Source organism: Wenzhouxiangella sp. YN1 (assembly GCF_056324145.1).
The window spans coordinates 41,537-64,681 of the sequence record NZ_JBJNIO010000136.1 but is presented as its reverse complement, the minus strand read 5'-3'; the positions used below and the strand labels follow the sequence as shown (position 1 = coordinate 64,681).

Sequence of the window (23,145 nt, the reverse complement as noted above, 5' to 3'; positions counted from 1 at the left end):
ATTTGTTCACCGAGCCTATCAGAACCGGGCCGGCAATGACGGGCGGCTGCGGGGCACCGCGTTCGCCAGCTCAGCCGCGCAGGGCGCTGACGCGCTGTTCCAGATCGAAGACGTGCTCGTCCTGTTCGCCGAGCTCTCTGAGTGCGTGGGCCAGCTGCAGCAGGTACTCGAGATTGTCGCCGCTGGGGCCGCGCGCGCCGAGGATATGTGCCGCCATCTTTTCCGGCTCGTCGGGGCCGAGAAAAGCCGGGTTGTCATCGGCGGCGACGTAGAGGTTGCCGGCCACTGTTCGCGCGCTGTCGAGCAGGCTGATCTCCACGCGGTGACGCTCGTAGCCGTTCTTCTCGCGATGATCGAGATGCTCGAAGACCCGGTGTTCAACGCGGTAGGCCATGCCGCGGCAGATCTCGCCGGCAGCCGGCACCAGAGTTACTACCCGGCCCGGCGCGTCGGGCGTTCCCCGGTGGTCGTGCGAGCCTTGCCAGAAGCGTCGGGTCCATCCCGAGATTTCTGCCGGCTGGCGCTCCAGCCAGGGAAAATCCACCTTGTAGATCAGCGAACCGTAGCCAAAAACCCAGTCCGTCATGGCGAATCTCCGGTCGAGTCCATGCTGTCAGCAGCGATACCCCCAAGCCTGTGCCGGGCGACGGTTCGCGCAGGCGGCTCGAGCATGATTGACGAGTCCATCAATGGTTCGGCAGGGTGTTGATCAGCGTTTGCACCATGCAAGAGTATAGCGGAGAGGTGCGATGCAGTTGCCGTAACCGCTGTGCACACGGCGCTGCAGTGCGCTGCGTTTTGATCGTATGATGGCCTTTTCCACAAAGAAGAACCGTCATCATGCCGTCTTTCGATATCGTCTCCGAGGTTGATCATCACGAGCTGGCCAATGCCGTTGACCAGGCCAACCGTGAAGTTGCCACCCGCTTTGATTTCAAGGGCACGGATTCGGTGTTCGAACTCGACGGCAATCGGGTCACGCTCAAGACCGAGTCCGAGCTGCAGCTTGGCCAGATGCTCGACATGCTCTACGCAAAGCTTTCCAGGCGAGGCATCGATCTGGATGGTGTCGAGGCCGACGAGCCGGAAATCGGTGCGAAGAGTGCGAGCCGTCACGTGACCCTCGTCGAGGGCATCGATACGGCAATGGCAAAGAAGATGGTCAAACTCGTCAAACAGTCGAAGCTCAAGGTGCAAACGAGCATTCAGGGTGACCAGCTTCGCGTGACCGGCAAGAAGCGGGATGATCTGCAGGCGGTGATGACGCTGCTGCGCGAGGCCGAGCTCGGCCTGCCGCTGCAGTTCAAGAACCTGCGCGATTGAGCGTTTGCGCGCTCACTCCTCTTCGTCCCAGCCATAGTCGAAGGTGATCTCTTCATCGGCTTCGATGGTCTTGAGCGCATAGAGCTCATCGCCCCACCAGTCGGCGTTGGGTTCGGCGGCATGGTTGAGAAAGCGCATTTCATTGACGCCGTCGATGCCTTCCCAGTCGTTGCTGTCCTCATTCCAGACCCAGAGCACGTGCATGCCGTTATCGCGGGTGGCTGGGCCGACGTAGGTGCCGATGTATTCGTCTGCGTCGATGCGCCGACGCGCGAACAGCCCGTGACCGTGAATCGGTGAGGGCGCCACATAGGCCAGGCGATTGTTGTCGTAATTGTTGTCGTAATCGTCGTTGTATTCTTTTGTACTCATTCGCTGGCGGGTCGCAGGCGACCGTTCTCCGGGTCGAAGTGGATTTGCTGCTGTTGATCGAAGCGCGGCAGACCGCGTGCTGTCATGTCTTGCCTGATGCGTTCGGCCGCCTGCGGTCGCAGGGGGTAGATGTGCATCATGCGGCCGTCCTCGACCACGGTCCAGGCCAGCAGGCCGATATCGGGGTGCCGGTGGGCGGTGATGCCGTCGGGGTGCTGGCTGGGGCCGGCCGACTCGATCATGCTGGGGCCGTCGGGGTCGAACACCACCGGTGCTTCGGCCATGGCGCGCCAGTCGACGCCATGGGTGTCGAGCAGCGTGGTGAGGGTGCGCAACGAGCGCAGCCACAGGGTGTAGTCGCTGAGCTCGCCGGCGTACTGATCGAAGCTGATGAAGGTGATGTTCACGCTGGCAGATTCCGGCTCCCAGCGGGCTTCGAGTTCGGCCGGCAGCGTGTGGGCCTTTGCCCGGGTGTCGTCGACCAGAATCTGCTCGACCACCGGCCAGAAGCCGCCCAGTCCGACGCTGTCGAGCTGGACATGCTGCAGCGCAATCAGGTCGGCCAGGGTCAGTAGCTGGCCGTGCACGGTTTCCACGCCGCAGGCCTCGCTGAGTAGCGCGCGCGCCGGCGGATCGATGCCGGCGCGCTCGAACAGCTCCGCCTCCAGCGCGTTGCGCAGCTCCTGCGCATCGTCTTCGCTGCAGATCAGGGTCATGGGCAGGACAAGGAATTGTCCCTGAGGTGGCTGGCCCGGGGGCTGCAGTGCGGTGTGTGGCATCCTGCCCCGATAGGCGCCGATGGCGAGAATACGCGGCTCGAAGCCGCGTTCGCGCAGCGTCGTCGCGGCCAGTTCTTCCAGCGCCTGCCAGACGGGAAAGCCGGGCCGGATCACCTCGAATGGTTCGAACAGGCTGCCGCCGAGCACCAGCATTGCCCGGTCGACGGCGGCGACCACGCTTTGCAGGTCGGCGGCGAGGTGGCCGGCCAGCAGTTCGGCCTGGTGGCGCTCCAGGTATCGCTGCATGCCGCTGCCCGGTTTGATTTCCAGTCCGGCCAGCAGGCGGATATGATGCACGCTTTCACTCATGACGGAATGGCCTCTGGCGATGAATGACGAAATCGTGTGGCGGACCGAAGCCTTTGACGAGCTGGCGCTGAGCCGGATGTATACCATTCTGGCCGCGCGCATGGCGGTTTTCGTGGTCGAGCAGGACTGCCCCTATCAGGACATCGACGGGCTTGACGCGGCCGGTGTACATGTCAGCGCCTGGTCAGGTGACTCGATTCTGGCCTATGCTCGCGTGCTGCCGCCGGGCAAGCCGTTCGCCGAGCCGTCGATCGGGCGTGTTCTGACGATGCTCTCGGCGCGGCGCAGTGGTCTGGGCCGCGACCTGATGCGGCGCTGTCTCGAATTGACCGATCGCCGTTTTCGTGGGCAGGCCGTGCGAATTGCCGCCCAGCACTATCTGGAGGCGTTCTATTCCGGGCTGGGATTCGAAACCGTCAGCGCCCCTTATCTCGAGGACGGCATTCCCCACATTGAAATGCTTCGCCGCCCCGGCTCAGAACAGCGAGAAGGGTGATCTGTGGCCGCCACCGCCGCCACTGCGCCGCCGGCGTCGGCGCATGCGTGCCAGCAGGGCCTGCTCGCGCGCCTGCAGATAGTCGCCGCGATTGAGCTCGTCGGGGTCCATGCCGCGGCGCTCCGACTCGGAGGTTCGATAGGCCACAAAGTCACGGTAGGCGTCGATCTCCGGCTTGAGCTCGCGGGTCATCAGCTCGATCATGATGGCGTCGTCGAGAAAGCCCAGGCCGGGAATGTTGTCGGGAATCAGATCCTTGGGGTTGTTGAAGTAGCTCAGAGCGGCCAGCACGCGCTGGCGGCCCACTTCTTTCATGCCCCAGCCTTCGTCTTCGATCATGTCGATGAGAAGCCGCAGCGTGTCCAGGCGGCTGCGAACGAATTCACTGCTCTGCCCCTGGCTCGAGGCTTCGTCCAGAAGTTGGCGCGCGGCAGCAATGATCTGTTCAGGTTTCGTTGCTCGCGTGTTTTCCACGGCCTTGTTGGCCATATCGCGAAAGCGTTCGAGGTCCTTTTCGGAAAAATCGAGAGTGATTCTGAGGCTCATGGGGGGTCCCTAAGATTCCTTGCGACAGCGGTGGGCCGAACGCCATAGCCTAGAGCGCGCGGTGCTTGCAGTCAATGGCAACCGCGCTTCGGCGGGCTTCAAATTGCGGCAATGAACAGGCCGATGCAGCACAGCATGCCGCCCAGCCACATCAACGAACGCGCCAGGTGGATGTCGGCCAGGTAGCAAATGGCGTAGGCCAGTCGGAATGCGATGAAACCCACCGCCAGCGCATCGATCACCGCCTGGGTGCCATTGGCCAGGTGGGCGATCAGCACCGCGGCGGCAAACAGCGGTAACGCCTCATGCGTATTCTGCTGCGCCCACCAGGCACGTTTTCTGTAGCCGGTGGTGTTCTGATACCAGTCGCGCGGGCGGCGGTTGTTGAAGGACCGGTCACCGGCCTTGGCGACGCCGGCGAGCACCAGCGGCATCAGGCCGGCAATGAGTACGCACCAGAAGGCTATGGTCATGATCGGGCTCCCGAGATTGTGCTTCAGTCTACATGAACCGCCGTGGCGGTATCGTCGTCGAGGCCGTTGAGGCTGTCGTATTACCGCGTCGAGATTCGCTTGATTCTGTTCGGCCGTTCACGCCACTGCACTCGGGCGGCCATTTGCGGGGTCAGCTCGACGCTGCCGTCGGCCTTGATTCGCATCACCCGATCGATCCCGAGGGCCGCGGCAATTTCGCGCCATTCTCCATTGCCGGCCACCGCCAGCGCGGTGGCCGCCGCATCGGCCAGGCCGCCGTCTTCGGCAATCAGGCTGACCGAACTGACGGCATCGGCCGGGTAACCATCACGCGGATCGATGATATGGCCGTGGCGAATGCCGGCACCCTGGCGGTAGCGGCGATAGTTGCCGGAGGTGAACACGAACTCGCCGTCATGGACTTCCAGCACGGCAGCATGGTGGCCGCTGTGGCCGTCGGGGTGCTGCACCGCCGCTTGCCATGAGCGTCGACCACGTCGCCCGATGACGCCGAGGTCGCCGCCGGCGTTGACGATGGCGTGCTCGAGGCCGGATTCGGCCAGCAGCTTGAGCGCGCGCTCGACGGCGACGCCCTTGATATAGCCGCCGAAATCGAGCTGCACCGCACGATTGTCGCTGCACAGGCGGCCGTCGCGAATGTGCAGCTGGCGCATGCTCGGTGCGCGCGATACCAGGTCGGCAATGTCTGCTTCTGCCGGCGGCGGGCCGCGGGGCAGTTCGCTGGCATGGAACCCCCACAGTTCGAGCAGTCGACCGATTGCCGGGTTGAACAGGCCGCGGGAGCGACGCTCGAGCTCGCCGGCCCTCTTGATCACCGCGGCGACGTCTTCGGGCAGGTCGGCGCAGCGGCCCGCGGCAATGGCCTGATTGATCTGCACGAGCTGCCCGGGCTCCCAGGCGTGCCAGTCGCGATGCATGCGCTGTAGCTCACGATCCACACGGGCGACGGCCGGCCCGGAGTCCTGATCTGCCGGGAGCGTTATGCTGACCTCGGTGCCGAAAACCGCCAGGTGATGCTGCACCAGCTCGGGTGGTCGGCTGCATGCCAGCAGCAGGCCGGCCAACGTCAGCAGGGCAAGAGCGGTGCGCAACGGAGTTACCGGCGCTAGCGGAACCGCCCGGGCTGCCCGGGCACGCGATGCAGCCAGCCTGTCGTCATGGTCTTGTGCTCGCGCGCGTCGACGAAAAACAGTGTGGCTTCCAGCGACCACGGCAGCTGTTGCACTTCGCCGGCGGCCAGCTGCTCGAGCCGCTCCAGGCCGGCTCGGGTGGCGGTCATGGGAAGGTGCAGCACTTCGCGCCCGCGCGCTGAAACGTGCAGAGGGATTTCGTGCCGGCCGCGGGCCAGAGGGTCTTCATCGAGCAGAACCTTCAGCGAGACCGCGCTCAGCTCGAATGATTGGTCGTTGAGGTTGCGGATCGCCAGGTCGAGCGTGAGGCGTTCGGCTTGCAGCTCGAGCCGGCCGAGTGACACCAGCGGCGCTTCGCCCTTGATTTCGCGCACCCCGCCGGTACAGGCGCACACAATCAGGGAAAGCAGTGCCAGCTGCAGGCCGCGTAGATATGGCGTCCTGTGCGGTGCGGGTGCTTGCAATGGTCGGCTCATGGATGTCCCTTAGCGATGATGGTCCCTGGCGTGTCCGCGCAGCCGCTTGTCCGGTCTGTGTCGCTGTTTCGGATCCAGTGTCTGTTCAAACCGGTCGACCAGGCGGTTGACCGACCCGACCAGGAGGAACAGCGCCACTGAGGCGGCAATGAAATTCATGTAATGGCCGGCCAGGATCTCCTGGGAAGCCTCCGCAATCATGATGCCCCAGCTGATGTGATCCTGCAGCCCCAGACCGAGAAAACTGAGTACCACTTCGGCCTTGATGGCGGCAACGAAGACCAGGGACAGCTGCACCAGCAGCAGCGGCGTCAGGTGGGGCAGCACGTGCCGGAACAGTACTCGGGCAGGCCTGAGCCCGCTTGCCCGTGCGGCCAGAACGAATTCGCGCTGCCGCAGTCTGCGGGTTTCGGTGCGCACCAGGCGGGCTGTCAACGTCCAGAAACTCATCACCATGGCCAGATACACGGCGCCGGGCCAGCCTTGCATGGCATGGGCCATGGCGACAACGAACAGGTAGAAGGGCACCGCATCGACGGTGCCGATCAGCCAGGTCACCGCCTCGTCGATCAGGCGGCTGCGGGCGTATCCGGCCAGGCCACCGAGCACCGCACCTGAGGTGACGCTGACGATCGCCACCGAGATACCGACCCGGAATGCGGTCGCTGCACCGGCGAGCAGGCGTTCGAGCAGGTCCTGGCCCAGCCGGTTGGTGCCCAGCCAGTGCTGCGCAGAAGGCGGCTCGTACATGTTGCCGCTGATGGCGGCCCAATTGCCGCCCCACAACCCCAGCCATACGCCGGCAGCAAGCAGCAGGTAGCCGGTGACAATGACGAGAGCAACAGCAACGGCAAGGCGCTCGCCGCTTATTGGGTTGCGCGTCATGCTGCGCACGGCGTTCATGCTGCCCGAACCCTTGGGTCGAGCAGGCCGGTCAGCGTATCGGTGGCTACCAGAGCCAGCACAAACAGAATTGCCGACAGGCTGACCACGGCCATGAGCACTGGCTGGTCACCCGACATCATCGCTTTCCAGGTCAGGCTCCCAAGGCCTGGTATGCCGAAGTGAGTCTCGATGATCAGGCTTCCCGAGATCAGGATCAGGGGCGCGGCGACAAGAATGCGGGTAAGGATCGGTGGGGCGGCGGCCCGCAGCACAAAGCCGCTGAAGATGCGTCGGGCAGGCAGACCGCAGGCCAGGGCGGTGCGCACCGGAGCCTCGGTCAGCGTCTGCCGGAAGATGGCATGGAAAAAACGCAGGTTGTATCCCAGGCTGGCGGCAATCAGGCTCAGGCTGGGCACAGTGACATGATGGAGATAGCTCAGCGGGCCATGCACACGCCAGCCGCGAACCGGAAACCAGTCCAGCCAGACGCCGAAAATGGCCTGCATGCCTATGACGATGATGACCAGCGACAGGCTCATTCCGGCGGCAGCCAGCAGCGCGCAAAAGCGATCAAGGATGCTGCCGGGGCGCCAGGCGGCCACCAGTGCCAGCAGCAGGGCAAGCACGATGCCGACAACGAATCCCGGCAGCAGCAGCAGGATGGATACCACAGCGGTTCGAAGCAGGAGATGGCCGACCGGTTCGCCACTGGCAAAGCTGTGGCCGAGGTCCAGTCGTACCAGTTGGCCGAGGTAATCCGCGTAGCGCAACAGGAAAGAGCGATCCTGCCCGAGCTGGTGGCGGACCTGGGCAATCTGTTCAGCGGTGGGGTTGCGCCCCAGCTGCTCCCAGGCCGGGTCTGGTCCGAAATACACGACCAGGGTAAAGCTCAGCAGAGTAACGCCGAGAAGCAGCGTGACGCCGCTGGCCAGCCGCCGCACGAGGGTCCTTCCCGGCGTTTCGGGCGGCATCGTCAATGGTCGACGTCAGCGTCGACATCGACATCGACAAAGCGCAGGAAATAACCGCCCAGGATTTCCCGATCCGGCAGCATCCGCACGTGGCGCTTCCACAGGTGAAGGCGGGTGCGCGAAAGTGACCCGATGATGGCGCAATCGTCGATGATCATGCGGTTCATGCGCCTGTAAAGCGCCCGGCGATCGTCTCCGGCCGGCAGGGTGGCGGCCTTTTCGAACAGGCGGTCGTATTCGGGGTTGTTGTAGTTGCTGCTGTTGGCGCCGGGAGCGGCATTGGGGCCATAGAACAGCTGCAGTGCATATTGCGCATCCGGATAAGCAAGCGTCCAGCCCATCAGGAAAAGATCGAGCTGGCGGCCGCCGATGGCTCGTGCGTACTCGCCAAAGCTGGCGAAGCTCCGTGGTCTGAAATGATTGCCGGGGATGCCGACAGCCTGCATCCAGCCCCGGAACTGTTCGAACATCTGGCGCTGCTGGATGCTTGATTCCAGCCCGTAAACGAGCTCCGGCAACGCCTCATCTTGCCAGCCGGACGACTGCAGACGTTTGCGTGCCCGTTCCGGATGGTGGGCCAGAGAGTCACGTCTGGCTACGGGGTCATGCGCAGCCAGCAGCGGCGGAATCACGCCCGGAAAGGTTTCGCCCAGGCCGTGATAGAAGGTTTCGTTGCGCGCCGACCAGTCGAAGGCCTCACGCATGGCGCAGCGCAGCTCGCGGTTGCGGCGCTGGCGCTCGGGGTCGGGGTGATAACCGATGGCCGGGTTGCCCAGGTTGAACCCGTAGAACACGAAGCCGGCCTCCGGCGTGGCGCTACTGTAATAGCGCTTGCGCAGATCGGGTCGAAACCGGGGCGGGCTGCGGCTGTCGAGTACACGCTCGGCCATTTCCGGCGGCACCATGACCAGATCCACGCCGCGGCTTGAACGAAAGCTGCTCCAACGGGTTGTCGGCTCGGTAATGAAGTGAATCTCCAGGCGGTCGAGTAGTGGGTAGTCACGGCCATCGATCGCTTCCAGATCATATGCGGCGTGGCGTTCGGGATCATGGCCTTCAGCTGCCAGGTCGACTGCACCGCGGTCAAAGTGCGGGTTGGGCTGCAGCACCGCCATGGATTCATCAAAGCGTTCCAGTTTGAACGGACCCGAGCCCACCGGGTGCGTGCCGAAAGCTTCTCCGTAGTGTTCCACGGCCTCGCGCGGCACGATCGCCGCCAGTGCAGTGGCCAGCGTGTGGGTGAACTGTGGGTAGGGGCGTGTCAGCTCGATGACGACAGTGTGGCGTCCCTCCGTTCGCAGACCGGGCACGAGCTGGTCCGGGCTGCTCAGTGCTCGTTTCCCATCGAGGCCGACAATGCGGTCGCGCCACAGCCAGTCCCCGCGTGAACGCGTGACCGCCAGAAAGTGACGCTTGAGCGAATAGACGACGTCCTCGGCGATCACCGCACGCCCTTGCCCCTGAGGAAAGGCCGGGTCATCAATGAATCGCACATCAGTTCGCAGGTGAATGCGGTAGGTCAGGCCATCAGCGGAGATTTCGGGCAGATCCCGGGCCAGGTTGGGCGTGAGCTGATAGGGCCGCTGGAGATATTTGTAGCGATATAGCGTGTCGAAAAGATTGCTGGCCAGCGTGGCGGCATAGACGTTGTCGGCGTGGGCCGGATCCAGTGAACTCGGCGCGCCGTCGATTGCATGGCGATAGATTTTTGCCGGGGGCTGATCGTCCTGGCCGGCTGGCTGGCAGCCGCCGGCCAGGATGACGGCAAGTAGCAATATGGCCAGACGAATGAATGGCATCGAGCGGTCCTGAGTGGTTTTCCCAAATGGCCTGGTGGCAGCCGCTGCACCCGAACGCCGGGCCGGCTGCGCGCACAACATTAGCGGAGTCACGTCACCGGCCACAAGTGCGGCAGAAATATTTAGCAAAAGGAGTTGCAAATGACGCTGGTTGCCGATATTGTCATTCACCATTAATGGCAAACGACAGAAAAGGGGAAGCCAGTGAATGCGCAAACAGCCCAGGGCGCACTGCCGCAAGCCACTGCCGAATTCTGTACGTTCGCCGCTCACGGCATCCACGCCCTGGGGAGTCTGGATGACGACTTCGGGCAGGCCTTGCCCTGGTACGAGGCCTTGGTCCGGCCGCGCGGGGCCTACCGTGACTGGGCTCCGAGCGACTTCATAGATTTGCTGTATCGCGAGCGCTTGCCGGTGTATACCGACCTCGAGGTGTTCCAGCGCGTGGTGTCCTGGCAGCTGGAGCAGGGGCAGCCGATGCGCGTCAGCATCAATACGCACCCCGAGTCCCTGATCAATTCCCGATTTGTGCAGATGGTGCTGGACTGTCAGGGCCGTGCCCGCCAGCTGGAGCACTCGATCTGTCTGGAGCTGGTCGAGTTCGGGAGCAGCCGGGAAAAAAGCACCCTGGTCGCCAATGCGCAGCGCCTGCGTCAGGCAGGTGTTCTGGTTGCGCTGGATGACTTTGGCTGTCGCATCAACTGTTTTGACCTGTGTGCGGCCGGCATTGTCGATTTGCTCAAGGTTGATCGCGACGTGACCGGAGGCGTGCATCTGGACAGCAATCGCCGCGCCGTGGTCGACAGCATCGCGACCCTGGGCCGTGGCCTGGGGGCGCGAGTCATTGCCGAAGGGGTGGAGACGCCCGCGCAGGTGGAAGCGCTCAAGTCCCTGGGTATGCACTATGGCCAGGGCTATCACTTCCAGAAACCGCAAATACTGGAGATCTGAGATGGGTCAGGTTGTCGAGAAGACCGGCGCAACAGAAGACATCAACTGGCTGATGGAGGCGATGGCGCGGATGGTCAGGCCGGTCATTCGATTTGCCGTCGGCAGAGTCTCGTGTTCCGCGCTGGTCAACCTTGTTCGTGAAGTCTATGTGCAGGAAGCAAGGGCGCACCTCGAGAAGGAGTCGCCTGATCAGAGGGTGACGCGATCAGCCCTGGCCCTGCTTTGCGGTATGGACGGGCGGGCAATCAAGGCATACGAAGAAACACCCGAACGTCAGTACACCCCGCCGGATGTTTGTTCGGAGGCGGCCATTCTTGAAACCTGGGTTACCGACGAGGACTTCCAGAGTGCTGAACTGGGCGAGCCTGCTTCTTTGTTGGTGCATGGGCCGCACGGCACGTTCCAGAGACTGGTCAGCCGTGCCGCCGGCCGAGCCGTGACGCCGCAGACGGCGCTGGAGCGCTTGCTGGACGCAGGCAACGTGGAGCTGAACGAATCGGGAACCCACGTGCGATTGCTCGATCGGTCTTACATGCTGGTTCCACGGTCAAAGAAGTCGGCAATCGAGGCCGGCAGCTTTGCATTCAATCGGCTCGGGAGGGCGGTAGTCCACAACACGTCCGACACGGAAGATGGTCGCGCACCCTGGCTCCAGCAGGACCGATGGTCAATGCGCATCCCGGCCAGCCGTCTGGGGGTTCTGAGGCAGGAAATGCGCGAGCTCCTGCTCAAGCACATTCGCGAGGTGGAGAAACGCCTCGAAAAGGAAGAATCCGACCCGGCTCAGGATATCGATTGTTCCGTCGGCGTGGGTTGGTATTACTGGGAAGATGCTGATCGCCGCCCCCTTTGATTGCCATGAATAACACGCTGGGCACGTTGCCCAAAGGAGAGAGTCATGCTGCGTTTGATTCAAAAATCGGGAACGGGAATACAGAAGTCGGGTACAGGCATCGAACAGGATGAAGCCGGCGCATCGCTGATGCCGAAGCTCGCCTTGTTTGCGCTGTTTTTTTTGATGCTCCACGGACTGGCCTTTGCTCAGAGTGATGCGGGCATCACGCTCAGCCAGAGTGACTCCGGCCTTGTGGTATCACTTCACGACAGTAGTGGTGTCTATGTCGGCCAGGCTGAAAGCGTGGCCGACGGCTATTACATGGTCCCGCTGTATCGCGTGGTATCCAACGGGCATTTCGAACGCAACTTCGCAGCCGTGATCGCTGGCGCCGACCGCGCTGTCGCCGGAGAGGCCGGCTGCGGCGGCAACGACCTTGACTACCACGGTTCCGGTAGCGGCAAGGAAAGTCAGGGTGCAGACGCTTGTGAGCCCATTGCCAAGCACTACCATGGCTCGGGAAGCGGTTCGTCCGGTGAGCGTGTCGGTTGCGAATCCGCCAGCCTGCAGTATCACGGCTCGGGCAGCGGGTCCAGCAACAGCGGCCAGAGTGAATGCCAGCCGGTTGCGGGAGAGCCTCTCTATCATGGCTCGGGCAGTGGCTCTGCTGGCGATGCTGCTGCCTGTGCGCGAGCCTCACTGCAGTATCACGGCTCTGGCAGCGGCGGTGCCGGTGAGCAGGTCGGCGCATGCCGCGGCCTATCGCCATGGGGGGTTGCCGAGGTTGCAGTGGATGCCTCGGGCGCCAGCGTTGTCGTCAACCGCCTATCCGCTGCTGGTCTGGAAGAGCATGTTGTGGCGGCCCTGCCCGGTCGGCAAGAGGTGCCAACCGGCTTTTCAGCCAGCGACAGGACGGTATCGGCAGCCAGCGGCGCGATTGTCATCCCTTGACGCCAACAGCGCGGTGCAATCAGCCAAGATCTTCGTTTCCAATGGGCGCTTGAGTCGTCAGTCTTCCCCTTCCCGTTGACGACTCGTGCGTTGTTGGCCTGCCCCGGCTCTGCCGGGGCTTTTTTTGCCTGTTCCGGGCTGACGCGCCGATCAGAAGGGCTTGTACAGAGCCAGTGAAACGATGCCGAGAAACATGCACAGTGCCAGCAGATAAAGTCCGACCGAGCGCGTGTGCTGTCGGGCTCTGAAGGCCAGCACGCCGGTGAAGATGTAGGCGACCACCAGCAACAGCTTGGCGCCCAGCCACGACATCAGCGGCCATCCGACGATCATCCAGATGGTGATGCCGGAGGCCAGCAGTAGCGTATCGACGATGTGCGGCGCAATCTTCCAGACACGCTGTGTCAGCGGGCGGCGCAGCACCAGGCGGATGAAACCGCGCAGGGCAAAGCCGATGCCGCTGGTCAGCGCCAGCAGAATATGGATGTTCTTCAGCAGAGGGTAGTAGCTCATCGATCCGTTCGGGTCAAAAGTGCGCAGAGGATGCATTTTATGCGAATGTGCTCCCCGGTGGGCGCGGGCTATTCTCAATAGCCGGTGCTGCGGCGATAATGCCCGATCGAGCCATCGGTGCCGTCGATGGCGCAGTAGAAATCCCAGACAAGGCGCATCAGCATGAGTCACCGCGGCGCGGCAGGTTACGAAGAGGCGATTGATCGCGTCATCCAGCGCGTCGGCCGGCGGCTTGTCGTTGGCCTGCCGCTGGCGCTGGGCAAACCCAATCGTCTGGTCAATACGCTTTACCGGCGCGCCGTGCGGGACCCGGAGCTCGAGCTTGAAATCGTCACCGCGCTGTCCCTCGACCCGCCGGAGTCATCCCATTGGCTGGAAAAACGGCTGATGGATCCGATCGTGGAGCGTCTGTTCGGCAGTGATTATCCGCGCCTGGACTACGTCCGCGACCAGCGCGCCGGCCGCGTGCCCGAGAACATCCGGATCACGGAATTCTACTTCCAGTCCGGCGCGGCGCTGGGGTATCCAGCGATGCAACGTCACTATATATCCTCCAACTACACTCACGTTGCCCGCGATCTCATCGACCGCGGCATCAATGTGCTGCTGCAGCTGGTAGCCGGCCCGGAAGACGATCGCTACAGCCTGTCGTGCAACCCCGACGTCACGCTGGACGTTGTCAAGCGCCTGCACGACGAGGCCGACTGGCCCTGGATGGCAATAGCGCAGGTCCATCCTGATCTTCCTTTCCTGTACGGCGATGCCGTGGTAGCAGCGGACTATTTTGACGCCATCCTTGACGAGGATCCGCGACAGAGACTGTTCGCCGTGCCCCGCAATCGGGTGTCCCTGCAGGATCATGCCGTCGGGGTGCATGCCTCGCGGCTGCAGGCAGACGGCGGCACGCTGCAGATCGGCATCGGCTCGCTCAGTGACGCGCTGGTCAACGCCATGATTCATCGCCACCGCGACAATGCCGTTTATCGCCAGGTGGTTGCATCTCTCGATGCCCCGGGGGCCGGGTTCGAGCATCTGGACGCCTTCGGCGAGGGGCTTTACGGGGCCAGCGAGATGTTCATGGATGGTTTCATGCACCTCTATCGCGCCGGCATTCTTGCCCGCGAAGTATTCGACGATCTCGAGCTGCAGCAGCGAGTCAACGCCGGCGAGACCGTCGAGCAGGCAGGCAGCGGCGCCATCATGGACGGCGGCTTTTTTCTCGGCAGTGAGGCGTTCTATCGTTTTCTCCAGAATCTCGACGACGACGAGCGGCCGCGATTCCGGATGCACGGCGTCGGTCGCATCAATCAGCTCTATGGCGGATCGGAAGCGCTGGAAGTCGAGCAGCGCCGTCACGCCTGCTTCATCAACACCTGCATGATGGTCACGGCCACCGGGGCGGCGGTTTCCGATGGCCTGTCGGATCATCGGGTGGTTTCTGGCGTTGGCGGCCAGTACAACTTCGTCGCCATGGCGCACGCCATGCGCGACGGGCGCTCGGCGTTGATGGTGCGGGCAACGCGAACCGGCAGCGGCGGGCGCGTCGTGTCCAATATCGTCTGGGAATACCCGCACACCACCATTCCCCGCCACCTTCGCGATCTGGTGGTGACCGAGTACGGGGTGGCCGACTTGCGCGGCAAGACCGACGAGGAGTGCATCAAGCGGATGGTTGGCATCATGGACGCCCGCTTTCAGGATGGATTGGTCGAGCAGGCAAAGCAGGCCGGCAAGCTCGACCCCGACTGGCAGGTGCCGGCGGCGGCGCGCCGGAACACGCCGGGCAAGCTGGCAAGCGCGCTCGCAGACCATGGTCCACTGTTTCCCGATTACCCCTTCGGCAGCGACTTCACCCCGGTCGAGCAGCGCCTGATTCCCGCGCTCAAGCGCCTCAAACGCTTGTCCGGCAGCAAGCCGGCACTGCTGCGAGCGCTGTTGCGCGGGCGGCCCGACGACTACCCCGACGAGCTCGAGCGCCTGGGCCTGGCCGCACCCTCGTCACTGAAGGAGCGAATCCATGCCCGACTCGTTGCCGCAATGCTGGCAGAAAATTAAAGAACTCGGAATTGTGCCTCTGAGAGCCACTCGTTGATCACCCGTGTGGCGGCTTCCGGTCTTTGCATCCACGCGTAGTGGTCCGCTGTTTGTGCGTCCGCGTCGGACTCGATCACCCGCGTGGAGATATCGCATCCGCTGAGCTTGCCGATCAGCCAGTCAAGGGAGCCTTGCGGCACCAGCCAGTCGTCGGCCATGCGTAGCGTCAGCGTTGGCAGCTTCAGCTCGCTGAAGCGCGCCTCCAGGTCGATATCGAGGCCCCGTGGTCGATAGCGCCCGGAGCGGGCACTGCGTCCCCAGTCGGCCATCACGCCGCGCGCCTCGTTGCCGCCAAAGCCCACGCGCTTGCCGGGGTAGTAGCCAAACAGCGCGCCCAGGGCCGGAAAGGCGAACATGGTCGCCGCCATCATTGCCTGATGCCAGCCGGGAAAACTGCGCCAGTAGGGCGAGCCGCCGGCAAGAATGATCAGGCCACGGAGTCCCCGCGAGTCGGCGGCGGCGCTCATGCAGGTTAACTGCGCGCCCAGGCTGTGGCCGCCCAACAGGTAGCTGCCACCAGTGCGCTCGGCGACGGCGCTTCGGGCCAGGGCAATGTCGTTCAGAAGCTCGCGGTAGCCCCAGTCACACTGCCTCGAGGCGCGCATGCTCGACGAGCCGTTGCCGCGCCATTCATGGAGAAACACGGTGATGCCGATATTGGCCAGCGCACGGGCAAAGGGGATGAACAAGCGCGCGCTCAGACCCATTCCGGGCAGGAACAGCAGCGTTTGGCGCGGCTGCTCGGCGGCAACGTGGATCAGTTCGAATTGATGGCCGTCGGGGGTCTCGACGGGTACGACGGGTTGGTTGTGCGGCATAGCGACAAGTTGGGCGGCAGGAACGAGGGCATTGATTCGGCACGAGCAAGCGGTATGATATTATCATACTTTTGTCGCGTCAGGAGCACCAGCCATGAGCATGCACCGGAAAACCATCACGCTGACCGAGCAACAAGACGACTGGGTGAAAAGCCGGATTGAAAGCGGTCATTTTGGCAATGACAGTGAGTATATCCGCGATCTCATCCGAAGGGATCAGCAGGCCAAGGAACATCTTGCCATGCTCAGGCAGGCCCTCACTGAGGGTGAATCAAGCGGACAACCCAAACCGCTTGATCTATCCGCCATCAAGGCGGCCGGCCGCAAGCGAATGAAGACGGACTGAGTGAGTGCTCAAGCTCAACATCACACCGAAGGCGGAATCGGACCTCATCGGAATATGGATGTATACCTGTCAGGAGTGGGGTGCTGATCAGGCGGATGAATACCTGGATCAGTTGGAGAGGGGAATGAAACATCTTGTCGACCATCCGTCGCTTGGCACGAACTACGAGCACGTCCTCCCCGGATATCGCAGGTTGCAGGTCGAGCATCACGCTGTTTTCTATCAAGTCTTTCAGTCAAGCGTGCTCGTCGTTCGTGTGTTGCACGAGGACATGGATGCGCCTGAAAGGCTTCTGGATTAGAGCCCGCTATCTTTAATGGACCCACTAGCCAAGCGCTTCGATCAATTGCGCTACCTGCCGCTCGCTCGTGGCCCAGGAGCACACCAGGCGTGCCAGATCGTCGTGGCCGGGCCAGATGTGGAACCGGAACCCCCTGTCCTTGAGCGCGGTCAGTTTATCGGGCGCGGCCCGCATGAAGACTTCGTTGGACTCCACCGGCCAGTGGAGTGAGGCGCGTGGACTGGCTTCGATGCCTTGCGCCAGCGCGGCGGCGCGGCCATTGGCGGTGCCGGCCAGCTGCAGCCAGAGATCATCTTCGAGCATGGCCAGCAACTGGGCCGAAACGTAGCGCATTTTCGAGAGCAGATGGCCGGCGCGCTTGCGCCTTCGCTGCATGCCTTCCAGCCATTCTGGATGCCCGAACACGATGATCGCTTCGGCGGCCAAGGCCCCGTTCTTGGTCACGCCGAAGCTGAGTACGTCCACGCCGGCCTTCCAGGTGATTTCGGCCGGATGGCAGCCGAGGTGGTGCACCGCGTTGGCAAAGCGCGCACCATCCATGTGCAGATGCAGCCCGCGCTCATGCGTGGCTGCGGCAATGTCGCGGATGGACTCGGGCCGGTAGACCGTGCCGCATTCCGTCGCCTGGGTGATCGACACCACCGCAGGCTTGACGTTGTGGACGCCGTGAGCGCCGGCGCGGTCAATTGCGGCCGCCACCGCTGCTGGGTTGAGCCTGCCGTTGTCGCCCGGTAGCGGCATCAGTTTGGCGCCGGCCGAGAAGAACTCCGGCGCGCCGTTTTCGTCGTTGTGGATATGCGCGAGCTCATGACACAGCACCGCGCCCCAGGGCGGGCTCAGTTCGGCGATGGCTACGCTGTTGGCCGCTGTGCCGGTGGCAATCGGCAGCACGTGACAATCGATATCGAAAACTTCGGAGAAGCGCTGATCCAGCTGCTGGCTGTAACGATCGTTGGCGTAGGCGGTGGCGAAGCCCTGGTTGGCTTGCGAAATCGCCTCGATCATCGCCGGATGCGCCGGCGCCTCGTTGTCGCTTGTGAAATTCATTGCTCAGTTAGCTGGTTCGCTGGTTGGCTAGTTGGCTAGTTGGCTAGTTGGCTAGTTGGCTAGTTGTGCTCGGATCAGCTCTGCGTCATTTGCATTATGCCAGCCTCACCGCAAAATCATTGCTAACCAGCTAACCAGCTAACCAGCTAACCAGCTAACCAGCTAACCAGCTAACCAGCTAACCAGCTAACCAGCTAACCAGCTAACCAGCTAACCAGCTAACCAGCAAACCAGCAAACCAGCAAACCAGCAAACCAGCAAACCAGCAAACCAGCAAACCAGCAAACCAGCAAACCAGCAAACCAGCAAACCAGCAAACAAACTCCCCGCCGAATTCCCGACAATATCCCCGATGAGCGAAATCCCTACTTTCGATCCCGAATCCGTCATGCAACGTGATGTCGGCTGGCTCAAGCGCCGGCATCGCCAGCTTGTCCGCTTCCGCGGCCCGGCGGATAAGCGCCAGCGGCTGATCATGGAATACGAGAAGCGTCTGCAGGGCTCTACCGCGCGGCGTGAGCAGCGGGCCGAGGCGCGACCGGATACAGGCGAAGCGCCGGATCTGCCGATCTCGGCCCATGCCGACCGGATCGTGGAGGCGATTCGTGAAAATCAGGTGGTGATCGTTGCCGGCGAGACCGGTTCGGGCAAATCCACTCAGCTGCCCAGGCTGTGTCTGGAGGCCGGTCGCGGCGTGCGCGGGCTGGTGGGCTGTACCCAGCCCCGGCGGATCGCCGCGCGTTCGGTAGCGCGCCGCGTGGCCGAGGAATTGGGCACCGAGCTCGGTCAGGCGGTCGGTTTTCAGGTCCGCTTCACCGATCGGGTCTCCGAGCAGAGCTACATCAAGTTTATGACCGACGGCATTCTGCTGGCCGAGATTCATCACAATCGCCTGCTCGATGCCTACGACACCCTCATCATCGACGAGGCCCACGAGCGCAGCCTCAATATCGACTTCCTGCTCGGCTACCTCAAGCGCCTGACGCGGCGGCGGCCCGACCTCAAGATCATCATCACCTCGGCGACCATCGACACCGAACGCTTCGCCGAGCACTTTGACGATGCGCCGGTGATCACGGTCGAAGGCCGCGGCTACCCGGTCGATATTCAGTATCAGGATGCGGCCGAGGGCGAGAGCCTGCCCCAGCAGGTGCAGCGGGCGGTCCAGACGGTCAGCCGCATCGATTCGCGCGGCGATATTCTGGTGTTTCTGCCCGGCGAGCGCGAAATCTTCCAGGCCGCGCGCGCCCTCAAGCGCGCCAACCTGTCGCATACCGAGGTGCTGCCGCTGTATGCGCGCCTGCCGGCCGGCCAGCAGGATCGCATCTTCAAACGCGGCGCCGGGCGCCGGATCGTGCTCGCTACCAACGTGGCGGAAACCTCGTTGACCGTTCCCGGTATCCGTTTTGTGATCGATTCGGGTCTGGCCCGGATTTCGCGCTATGCGGCTCATTCCAAAGTGCTTCGGTTGCCGGTCGAGCCGGTCTCCCAGGCCTCCTGCAATCAGCGCGCCGGGCGCTGCGGGCGGGTCGCGCCGGGCACCTGCATCCGCCTGTTCGACGAGGCCGACTTTCTCGCCCGACCAGAGTTCACCGAGCCGGAAATCCAGCGCGCCGGCCTGGTCGGCGTGCTGCTTGAGATGTTGGCCCTGGGCCTGGGTGATCCTGAAGACTTTCCGTTCATCGACGCCCCGCCCAGGCGCCTGATTGCCGAAGCGCGTCAGGCGCTGCTGGAGCTGGGCGCCGTCGACCAGGATCAGGCTGGTCAGGCTCAGCGCCTGAGCCGGCTGGGCCGTCAGCTTGCTCGCCTGCCGGTGGATGCGCGTCACGGCCGCATGCTGATCGAGGCCGAGCGCCGCGGCGCCCTGGCCGAAGTACTGGTGCTTGTGGCCGGGCTGTCGGTGGCTGACGTGCGCGATCGACCGCTGGACCAGCAGCAGGCCGCCGATCAGGCGCATCAGCAGTTTGTCGTTCAGGGCTCGGACTTTCTCACCCTGTTGAAGCTCTGGCAGTGGTGGCAGCAGGCGCGCTCGGAAAACTCTCGCAGCCAGGCCGACAACCTGGCCAGAAAGCACTTTCTGGCGCCGCAGCGCCTGCACGAGTGGGGGCAGCTTCACGGCCAGCTCAGGCAGATCGCGCGTGAGGAGCGCTGGCGGCCTGGCAAGGTCGGCGCCGCCGAGCCGGAGGCGGTGCATCGCAGTTTGCTTGCCGGCCTGCTGGGCCTGGTCGGTCAGCATCAGGAAGCCGGTGAATACCAGGGCGCGCGCGGCCACAAGTTCCGCATCTTCCCCGGCTCCGTGCTGGCGAAGCGCAATCCTGGCTGGATCATGGCGGCCGAGCTGGTGGAAACTGCCCGCCCGTATGCCCGCATGGCCGCACCGGTGCAGCCCCGCTGGCTGGAAGAGCAGGGCGCCCATCTGCTCAAGCACCGGGTGTTCGACCCGTATTGGGACAAGCGCTCCGGGCGGGTGATGGGTTATGAACAGGTCAGTCTGCATGGCCTGGTTCTGGTCGAGAAACGGCGCACGCACTATGGCCCGCACGACCCGGAAACGGCGCGCGCGGTGTTCATCCGCCACGCCCTGGTGCGCGGCGAGATGCATTCCCGCGCCGGATTTCTCAAGCGCAACGCGGCCCTCAGGCGCGAGCTGGCCGAACACGAGCACAAACGCCGCCGGCGCGACGTGCTGGCCGCCGAAGCCGAGCTGGAAGTGTTTTTCTCCGCGCAACTGCCGGCCGACATATATACAACCAAAGCCTTTGCGCGCTGGTACGAGCGGCTCGACGAAAGCCAGCGCCAGCAGCTGCTCTACGATCGCGCCACGCTCTTGCGCGACGAAGCACCGCTGGCCGGGCAGGAGGCCTTCCCCGAGCACCTGCCGATCGGACCGGAGCGCTTTCGCCTGAACTACCACTTTGATCCCGCCAGCGAGCGCGACGGCGTCACGCTGGATTGCCCGCTGCATCTGCTCAATCGGCTTGATGCCGGGCGGCTGCAGTGGCTGGTGCCGGGGCTGCTCGAAGAAAAGGTTACCGCCCTGATCGCCAGCCTGCCCAAGTCGAAGCGGCGCTCGCTGGTGCCGGCAGCCGAATACGCCCGCGCGGCAATCGAGGCCCTGGGTGAGCCCGACGGGCCCTTGCTCGAGCGGCTGGCCGAGCAGCTGGCGCGGATGTCGGGCATGCACGTCGACCCGGGCGAATTCAAGCTCGACAAGCTGCCGAGATACCTGCATTTTCTGGTGCGCGTGCGTGGTGAGGGCGGCAAGGTGCTGGGCGAAAGCCGCGACCTGGGTGAATTGATCGATCGCTTCAGCGATCGGGCCCGGCGCGAGTTCATGGAGCGCCAGGCCGGGCAGTGGCAGCAGGATGGCTTGACGCCGTCGGACTTTCCCGAGCTGCCGGAAATCATCACCACCCGCGGCGGTCACCGCGCCTGGCCGGCGCTGGTCGACCAGGAAACCCGCGCCGGCGTCCGATTGTTTGACAGCGAAGACGAAGCGCAGCTCGCCCACCACGACGGCCTGCTGGTGCTGCTGCGCGAAGCCCTCGCTGACAAATGGAAGTACCTGCAGAAGAACCACGGTCTCTCGCGCGAGGCCCAGCTGGCCTGGACGCGGGTGGAGAGTCTGGGCGACTTCGCCGAAGCGCTGCGAAACCTGGCTCTGCGCAGCTTTCTCGATTACACCGGGTCGGTACGCGACCCGGCGGCCTTTGATCGGCTGGTCGCGGCCGCCCGTCAGGAACTGCTTGGCAAATACGCTGAGCTGGCAAAAACTGCCGATCAGTGTCTTGGGAAGTGGCACGCCCTGTCGATGTGGCTTGGCAGCCTGGAACAGGCCGTGCCGGCTGCAGTGGCCGACATGCGCAGCCAGCTCGACGATTTGATGTACGCCGGATTTCCGGCCGATATCGATGCCGAACGACTGGCCCACTATCCGCGCTACCTGGCGGCGATGGAACAACGCCTGGAAGCGCTGGAGCTCGACCCGGTGCGTGATCGCCAGCGCATGGACCAGGTTGCCCCGTGGTGGCAGCGCTACCTCGAACGGCTGGCCGAAGGCTGGTACACGCCCGCGCTCGATCGCTACCGCTGGCTGGTGGAGGAGTACCGCGTGCAGATTTTCGCACAGGAGTTGGGCACGGCAGAAAGGACCTCAAGCAAGCGCCTGGCCGATGCGTGGTCTGAATGTGAGTTGGAGGCAAGGCAGAATGCGTGATATATTTCTCAAATAATGCCGGAAAGGCCTGAATTAACGGAACTTTCATGCTTTGACGATGGTCTCGTTTCATCAAGGGGCGCTACAATGTGGACAGCCAGCTATCAGCAGGGAAACTCGAGAGTGAATGGAATGAAAGCCCGAATTGGATTTATTGCAGCGGTGTTGCTTGCAGGCGCCATGACGACTGGTGCACACGCCGATGGTCAAGGCCGCGATGCAACAACCCTCATGTTTGACATTGACGCGCCTGTACCGCTAACAGTGCCGATCATTGTGCGCCAGGGGTCGAGTGATTCCTCGCTCAATTACAGTCCGAATGCTGGCGTGGTCGAGTTTTCGATTGGCGAGCTAGCTGCGATCAGCGGTGATCGGATAGCTTACGATGAGCCTATATTCTGTTTTGCTGACACTGACAGCTCACATTCTCGCCCTGCAGTGAAAGTGACCGATCCGAATGGCCATGTCATTGTTGAAGGCGCTGCCACTGGTGAGTCGCTTCGCTACTTTCCCTTCCTCAAGGTGCTCTCATTCTCGCCTGGCACATCGTCTTATTGCTTTTACAAGAATAATGGGGATGATTTCGGCTTGTTCGGTCAGCAGTCGGGCCAAGACGGGACAGATAACTGCAATGACTGTATTTGGGCTGATCGCTTTTCATCCTTCTCCGACGTTGAAGTCACGTACGAACAATTGCCCAGCCAGGTCACCGTTGGCGATGAGATTACCTATCGGTTGAAGATCGAGAACAAAGGCAACGGTGACGCCAGTGAGCTGGCTCTGCAGGAAGTGTTTCCGGCCAACCAGAGCGTCTATGGCGCGGTGCTCAGCGAAGGCAGCTGGACGTGTTTTTCGAGCGATGGGGGCAGCTATTGCCCGGAACCCAGCTCCGGCCAAGGATCATTGCGTTTTCCGGATTTGAGCTTGCCGGCTTACAAGACATTGACCTTCGAGATTACACGGACGGTTGCTGCCGACGAGCCGCTGACGGTCGGGACGATTGATCTGCACGCGGCAGTGCTGGATTATGGTACGGCCGTGCCACGTTTTGATACCGCGCAGGAACCGCTGGCAGTCGTTGGTAAGCCGACAGCGCTGCATTTCCACCAGCAGCCTACTGATACGGAACAGGGCGATCCCTTTGATCCGCCGCTTGTTATTCATGTCCACGATGGCAACGGCAACCTGGTCACGACCGACAGCTCGAGCGTCATCAGCTTGCGCTTGGTGGCCAACGGGCAACCAATGCCTCAGGAACTGGCTGCGATGACTGTCGATCAGGGTGTGGCGGATTTTTCTGGCTCAAACGGGGTTGAACTGCCCGGTAATCTGAACCCGGGCACCGACTATTACCTGCGCGCTGACGCTATCAACCCATTATTTGTTATTCCGGGGAAGGGAAGCGACACTTTTGCCGTGACCGCCGCTACCCCGTAAAATTGCATCGCGGCGCGGATACGGGCACCGCCCGCTTCCGTGCCCGTGGACTGGAT

Annotated in this window: 23 protein-coding genes; 10 read left to right on the top strand and 13 right to left on the bottom strand. The window is 63.0% G+C overall.

Going from position 1 to position 23,145, the window contains the following annotated elements:
- Nucleotides 1-70 precede the first annotated feature (70 nt).
- On the bottom strand, nt 71-586 hold the full coding sequence (locus ACEWQZ_RS06445; RefSeq protein WP_476482254.1) for a gamma-glutamylcyclotransferase: 516 nt from the start codon (nt 584-586) through the stop codon (nt 71-73).
- A 254-nt stretch (nt 587-840) separates the two neighbouring features.
- On the opposite strand from ACEWQZ_RS06445, the gene ACEWQZ_RS06440 reads away from it, so the two are divergent.
- Nucleotides 841-1,323: a YajQ family cyclic di-GMP-binding protein gene (locus tag ACEWQZ_RS06440; RefSeq protein ID WP_476482253.1), complete on the top strand. Its 483-nt coding sequence runs from the start codon at nt 841-843 to the stop codon at nt 1,321-1,323.
- A 12-nt stretch (nt 1,324-1,335) separates the two neighbouring features.
- Here ACEWQZ_RS06440 and ACEWQZ_RS06435 read toward each other — a convergent pair whose 3' ends face one another.
- Together ACEWQZ_RS06435 and ACEWQZ_RS06430 are read right to left on the bottom strand one after the other, a co-directional pair.
- Nucleotides 1,336-1,695, bottom strand: coding sequence for an SET domain-containing protein (locus tag ACEWQZ_RS06435; protein ID WP_476482252.1), 360 nt, complete (start codon nt 1,693-1,695; stop codon nt 1,336-1,338).
- The gene (locus ACEWQZ_RS06430) at nt 1,692-2,783 is read right to left on the bottom strand and encodes a hypothetical protein (RefSeq protein WP_476482251.1); all 1,092 of its coding nucleotides are present in this window, start codon (nt 2,781-2,783) and stop codon (nt 1,692-1,694) included. Before ACEWQZ_RS06430 ends, ACEWQZ_RS06435 begins: the two co-directional genes overlap by 4 nt.
- On the opposite strand from ACEWQZ_RS06430, the gene ACEWQZ_RS06425 reads away from it, so the two are divergent.
- Nucleotides 2,782-3,279: a GNAT family N-acetyltransferase gene (locus ACEWQZ_RS06425; protein ID WP_476482250.1), complete on the top strand. Its 498-nt coding sequence runs from the start codon at nt 2,782-2,784 to the stop codon at nt 3,277-3,279. The two genes, ACEWQZ_RS06430 and ACEWQZ_RS06425, sit on opposite strands and share 2 nt — an antisense overlap.
- Here ACEWQZ_RS06425 and ACEWQZ_RS06420 read toward each other — a convergent pair.
- From ACEWQZ_RS06420 to ACEWQZ_RS06390, 7 genes are all read right to left on the bottom strand, one after another.
- Nucleotides 3,259-3,825 carry a YkvA family protein gene (locus ACEWQZ_RS06420; protein WP_476482249.1) on the bottom strand — a complete coding sequence of 189 codons (567 nt, stop codon included), beginning with the start codon at nt 3,823-3,825 and terminating at the stop codon, nt 3,259-3,261. The two genes, ACEWQZ_RS06425 and ACEWQZ_RS06420, sit on opposite strands and share 21 nt — an antisense overlap.
- A gap of 98 nt (nt 3,826-3,923) precedes the next feature.
- Nucleotides 3,924-4,298, bottom strand: a complete 375-nt coding sequence (locus tag ACEWQZ_RS06415) for an MAPEG family protein (RefSeq protein ID WP_476482248.1) — start codon at nt 4,296-4,298, stop codon at nt 3,924-3,926.
- 80 nt (nt 4,299-4,378) lie between these two features.
- Nucleotides 4,379-5,410 (bottom strand): FAD:protein FMN transferase, encoded by a 1,032-nt coding sequence (locus ACEWQZ_RS06410; protein WP_476482247.1) that lies wholly within the window; start codon nt 5,408-5,410, stop codon nt 4,379-4,381.
- Between the two features lie 14 nt (nt 5,411-5,424).
- Nucleotides 5,425-5,925, bottom strand: a complete 501-nt coding sequence (locus ACEWQZ_RS06405; protein ID WP_476482246.1) for a hypothetical protein — start codon at nt 5,923-5,925, stop codon at nt 5,425-5,427.
- A gap of 9 nt (nt 5,926-5,934) precedes the next feature.
- Nucleotides 5,935-6,828, bottom strand: a complete 894-nt coding sequence (locus ACEWQZ_RS06400; RefSeq protein ID WP_476482245.1) for an ABC transporter permease — start codon at nt 6,826-6,828, stop codon at nt 5,935-5,937.
- A complete protein-coding gene (locus ACEWQZ_RS06395) occupies nt 6,825-7,751 on the bottom strand; it encodes an ABC transporter permease (protein ID WP_476482244.1) in 927 nt (308 codons plus the stop codon). The genes ACEWQZ_RS06400 and ACEWQZ_RS06395 overlap by 4 nt, the downstream gene beginning before the upstream one ends.
- A 32-nt stretch (nt 7,752-7,783) precedes the next feature.
- Nucleotides 7,784-9,580, bottom strand: coding sequence for an ABC transporter substrate-binding protein (locus ACEWQZ_RS06390; protein ID WP_476482243.1), 1,797 nt, complete (start codon nt 9,578-9,580; stop codon nt 7,784-7,786).
- Between the two features lie 204 nt (nt 9,581-9,784).
- Between ACEWQZ_RS06390 and ACEWQZ_RS06385 the strand changes: the two genes are divergently transcribed.
- The 3 genes from ACEWQZ_RS06385 to ACEWQZ_RS06375 are packed head-to-tail and all read left to right on the top strand — an operon-like array spanning nt 9,785 to nt 12,317.
- Complete coding sequence (locus ACEWQZ_RS06385; RefSeq protein WP_476482242.1) at nt 9,785-10,531, top strand: EAL domain-containing protein; 747 nt, start codon at nt 9,785-9,787, stop codon at nt 10,529-10,531.
- Between the two features lies 1 nt (nt 10,532).
- Nucleotides 10,533-11,384 (top strand): DUF6502 family protein, encoded by an 852-nt coding sequence (locus ACEWQZ_RS06380; protein WP_476482241.1) that lies wholly within the window; start codon nt 10,533-10,535, stop codon nt 11,382-11,384.
- A gap of 45 nt (nt 11,385-11,429) precedes the next feature.
- Nucleotides 11,430-12,317 carry a hypothetical protein gene (locus ACEWQZ_RS06375; protein ID WP_476482240.1) on the top strand — a complete coding sequence of 296 codons (888 nt, stop codon included), beginning with the start codon at nt 11,430-11,432 and terminating at the stop codon, nt 12,315-12,317.
- A 150-nt stretch (nt 12,318-12,467) separates the two neighbouring features.
- Here ACEWQZ_RS06375 and ACEWQZ_RS06370 read toward each other — a convergent pair whose 3' ends face one another.
- Nucleotides 12,468-12,830, bottom strand: a complete 363-nt coding sequence (locus ACEWQZ_RS06370) for a SirB2 family protein (protein ID WP_476482239.1) — start codon at nt 12,828-12,830, stop codon at nt 12,468-12,470.
- 162 nt (nt 12,831-12,992) lie between these two features.
- Here ACEWQZ_RS06370 and ACEWQZ_RS06365 point away from each other — a divergent pair, with 162 nt between their 5' ends.
- Nucleotides 12,993-14,885 carry an acetyl-CoA hydrolase/transferase C-terminal domain-containing protein gene (locus ACEWQZ_RS06365; protein WP_476482238.1) on the top strand — a complete coding sequence of 631 codons (1,893 nt, stop codon included), beginning with the start codon at nt 12,993-12,995 and terminating at the stop codon, nt 14,883-14,885.
- Here the strand turns inward: ACEWQZ_RS06365 and ACEWQZ_RS06360 are convergent.
- Entirely contained in the window at nt 14,882-15,742 is an 861-nt protein-coding gene (locus ACEWQZ_RS06360; protein WP_476482237.1) for an alpha/beta hydrolase family protein, read from the bottom strand. The two genes, ACEWQZ_RS06365 and ACEWQZ_RS06360, sit on opposite strands and share 4 nt — an antisense overlap.
- Nucleotides 15,743-15,836: 94 nt before the next feature.
- Here ACEWQZ_RS06360 and ACEWQZ_RS06355 point away from each other — a divergent pair, with 94 nt between their 5' ends.
- Entirely contained in the window at nt 15,837-16,088 is a 252-nt protein-coding gene (locus ACEWQZ_RS06355; protein WP_476482236.1) for a type II toxin-antitoxin system ParD family antitoxin, read from the top strand.
- A 4-nt stretch (nt 16,089-16,092) separates the two neighbouring features.
- Nucleotides 16,093-16,389 (top strand): type II toxin-antitoxin system RelE/ParE family toxin, encoded by a 297-nt coding sequence (locus ACEWQZ_RS06350; protein ID WP_476482235.1) that lies wholly within the window; start codon nt 16,093-16,095, stop codon nt 16,387-16,389.
- A 24-nt stretch (nt 16,390-16,413) separates the two neighbouring features.
- Here ACEWQZ_RS06350 and ACEWQZ_RS06345 read toward each other — a convergent pair whose 3' ends face one another.
- The gene (locus tag ACEWQZ_RS06345; protein WP_476482234.1) at nt 16,414-17,436 is read right to left on the bottom strand and encodes a threonine aldolase family protein; all 1,023 of its coding nucleotides are present in this window, start codon (nt 17,434-17,436) and stop codon (nt 16,414-16,416) included.
- A gap of 352 nt (nt 17,437-17,788) precedes the next feature.
- Here ACEWQZ_RS06345 and hrpA point away from each other — a divergent pair, with 352 nt between their 5' ends.
- Both hrpA and ACEWQZ_RS06335 read left to right on the top strand, forming a co-directional pair.
- Nucleotides 17,789-21,652 (top strand): ATP-dependent RNA helicase HrpA, encoded by a 3,864-nt coding sequence (hrpA, locus tag ACEWQZ_RS06340; protein WP_476482233.1) that lies wholly within the window; start codon nt 17,789-17,791, stop codon nt 21,650-21,652.
- Between the two features lie 132 nt (nt 21,653-21,784).
- Nucleotides 21,785-23,089, top strand: coding sequence for a hypothetical protein (locus ACEWQZ_RS06335; protein WP_476482232.1), 1,305 nt, complete (start codon nt 21,785-21,787; stop codon nt 23,087-23,089).
- Nucleotides 23,090-23,145 lie beyond the last annotated feature (56 nt).

What these genes read in the sequence shown, in the direction of transcription:
- ACEWQZ_RS06445 (WP_476482254.1), bottom strand. Translation starts at nt 586, where the DNA reads ATGACGGACTGGGTTTTTGGCTACGGTTCGCTGATCTACAAGGTGGAT.
- ACEWQZ_RS06440 (WP_476482253.1), top strand. Translation starts at nt 841, where the DNA reads ATGCCGTCTTTCGATATCGTCTCCGAGGTTGATCATCACGAGCTGGCC.
- ACEWQZ_RS06435 (WP_476482252.1), bottom strand. Translation starts at nt 1,695, where the DNA reads ATGAGTACAAAAGAATACAACGACGATTACGACAACAATTACGACAAC.
- ACEWQZ_RS06425 (WP_476482250.1), top strand. Translation starts at nt 2,782, where the DNA reads ATGACGGAATGGCCTCTGGCGATGAATGACGAAATCGTGTGGCGGACC.
- ACEWQZ_RS06430 (WP_476482251.1), bottom strand. Translation starts at nt 2,783, where the DNA reads ATGAGTGAAAGCGTGCATCATATCCGCCTGCTGGCCGGACTGGAAATC.
- ACEWQZ_RS06420 (WP_476482249.1), bottom strand. Translation starts at nt 3,825, where the DNA reads ATGAGCCTCAGAATCACTCTCGATTTTTCCGAAAAGGACCTCGAACGC.
- ACEWQZ_RS06415 (WP_476482248.1), bottom strand. Translation starts at nt 4,298, where the DNA reads ATGACCATAGCCTTCTGGTGCGTACTCATTGCCGGCCTGATGCCGCTG.
- ACEWQZ_RS06405 (WP_476482246.1), bottom strand. Translation starts at nt 5,925, where the DNA reads ATGAGCCGACCATTGCAAGCACCCGCACCGCACAGGACGCCATATCTA.
- ACEWQZ_RS06400 (WP_476482245.1), bottom strand. Translation starts at nt 6,828, where the DNA reads ATGAACGCCGTGCGCAGCATGACGCGCAACCCAATAAGCGGCGAGCGC.
- ACEWQZ_RS06390 (WP_476482243.1), bottom strand. Translation starts at nt 9,580, where the DNA reads ATGCCATTCATTCGTCTGGCCATATTGCTACTTGCCGTCATCCTGGCC.
- ACEWQZ_RS06380 (WP_476482241.1), top strand. Translation starts at nt 10,533, where the DNA reads ATGGGTCAGGTTGTCGAGAAGACCGGCGCAACAGAAGACATCAACTGG.
- ACEWQZ_RS06375 (WP_476482240.1), top strand. Translation starts at nt 11,430, where the DNA reads ATGCTGCGTTTGATTCAAAAATCGGGAACGGGAATACAGAAGTCGGGT.
- ACEWQZ_RS06370 (WP_476482239.1), bottom strand. Translation starts at nt 12,830, where the DNA reads ATGAGCTACTACCCTCTGCTGAAGAACATCCATATTCTGCTGGCGCTG.
- ACEWQZ_RS06365 (WP_476482238.1), top strand. Translation starts at nt 12,993, where the DNA reads ATGAGTCACCGCGGCGCGGCAGGTTACGAAGAGGCGATTGATCGCGTC.
- ACEWQZ_RS06360 (WP_476482237.1), bottom strand. Translation starts at nt 15,742, where the DNA reads ATGCCGCACAACCAACCCGTCGTACCCGTCGAGACCCCCGACGGCCAT.
- ACEWQZ_RS06355 (WP_476482236.1), top strand. Translation starts at nt 15,837, where the DNA reads ATGAGCATGCACCGGAAAACCATCACGCTGACCGAGCAACAAGACGAC.
- ACEWQZ_RS06345 (WP_476482234.1), bottom strand. Translation starts at nt 17,436, where the DNA reads ATGAATTTCACAAGCGACAACGAGGCGCCGGCGCATCCGGCGATGATC.
- hrpA (WP_476482233.1), top strand. Translation starts at nt 17,789, where the DNA reads ATGAGCGAAATCCCTACTTTCGATCCCGAATCCGTCATGCAACGTGAT.
- ACEWQZ_RS06335 (WP_476482232.1), top strand. Translation starts at nt 21,785, where the DNA reads ATGAAAGCCCGAATTGGATTTATTGCAGCGGTGTTGCTTGCAGGCGCC.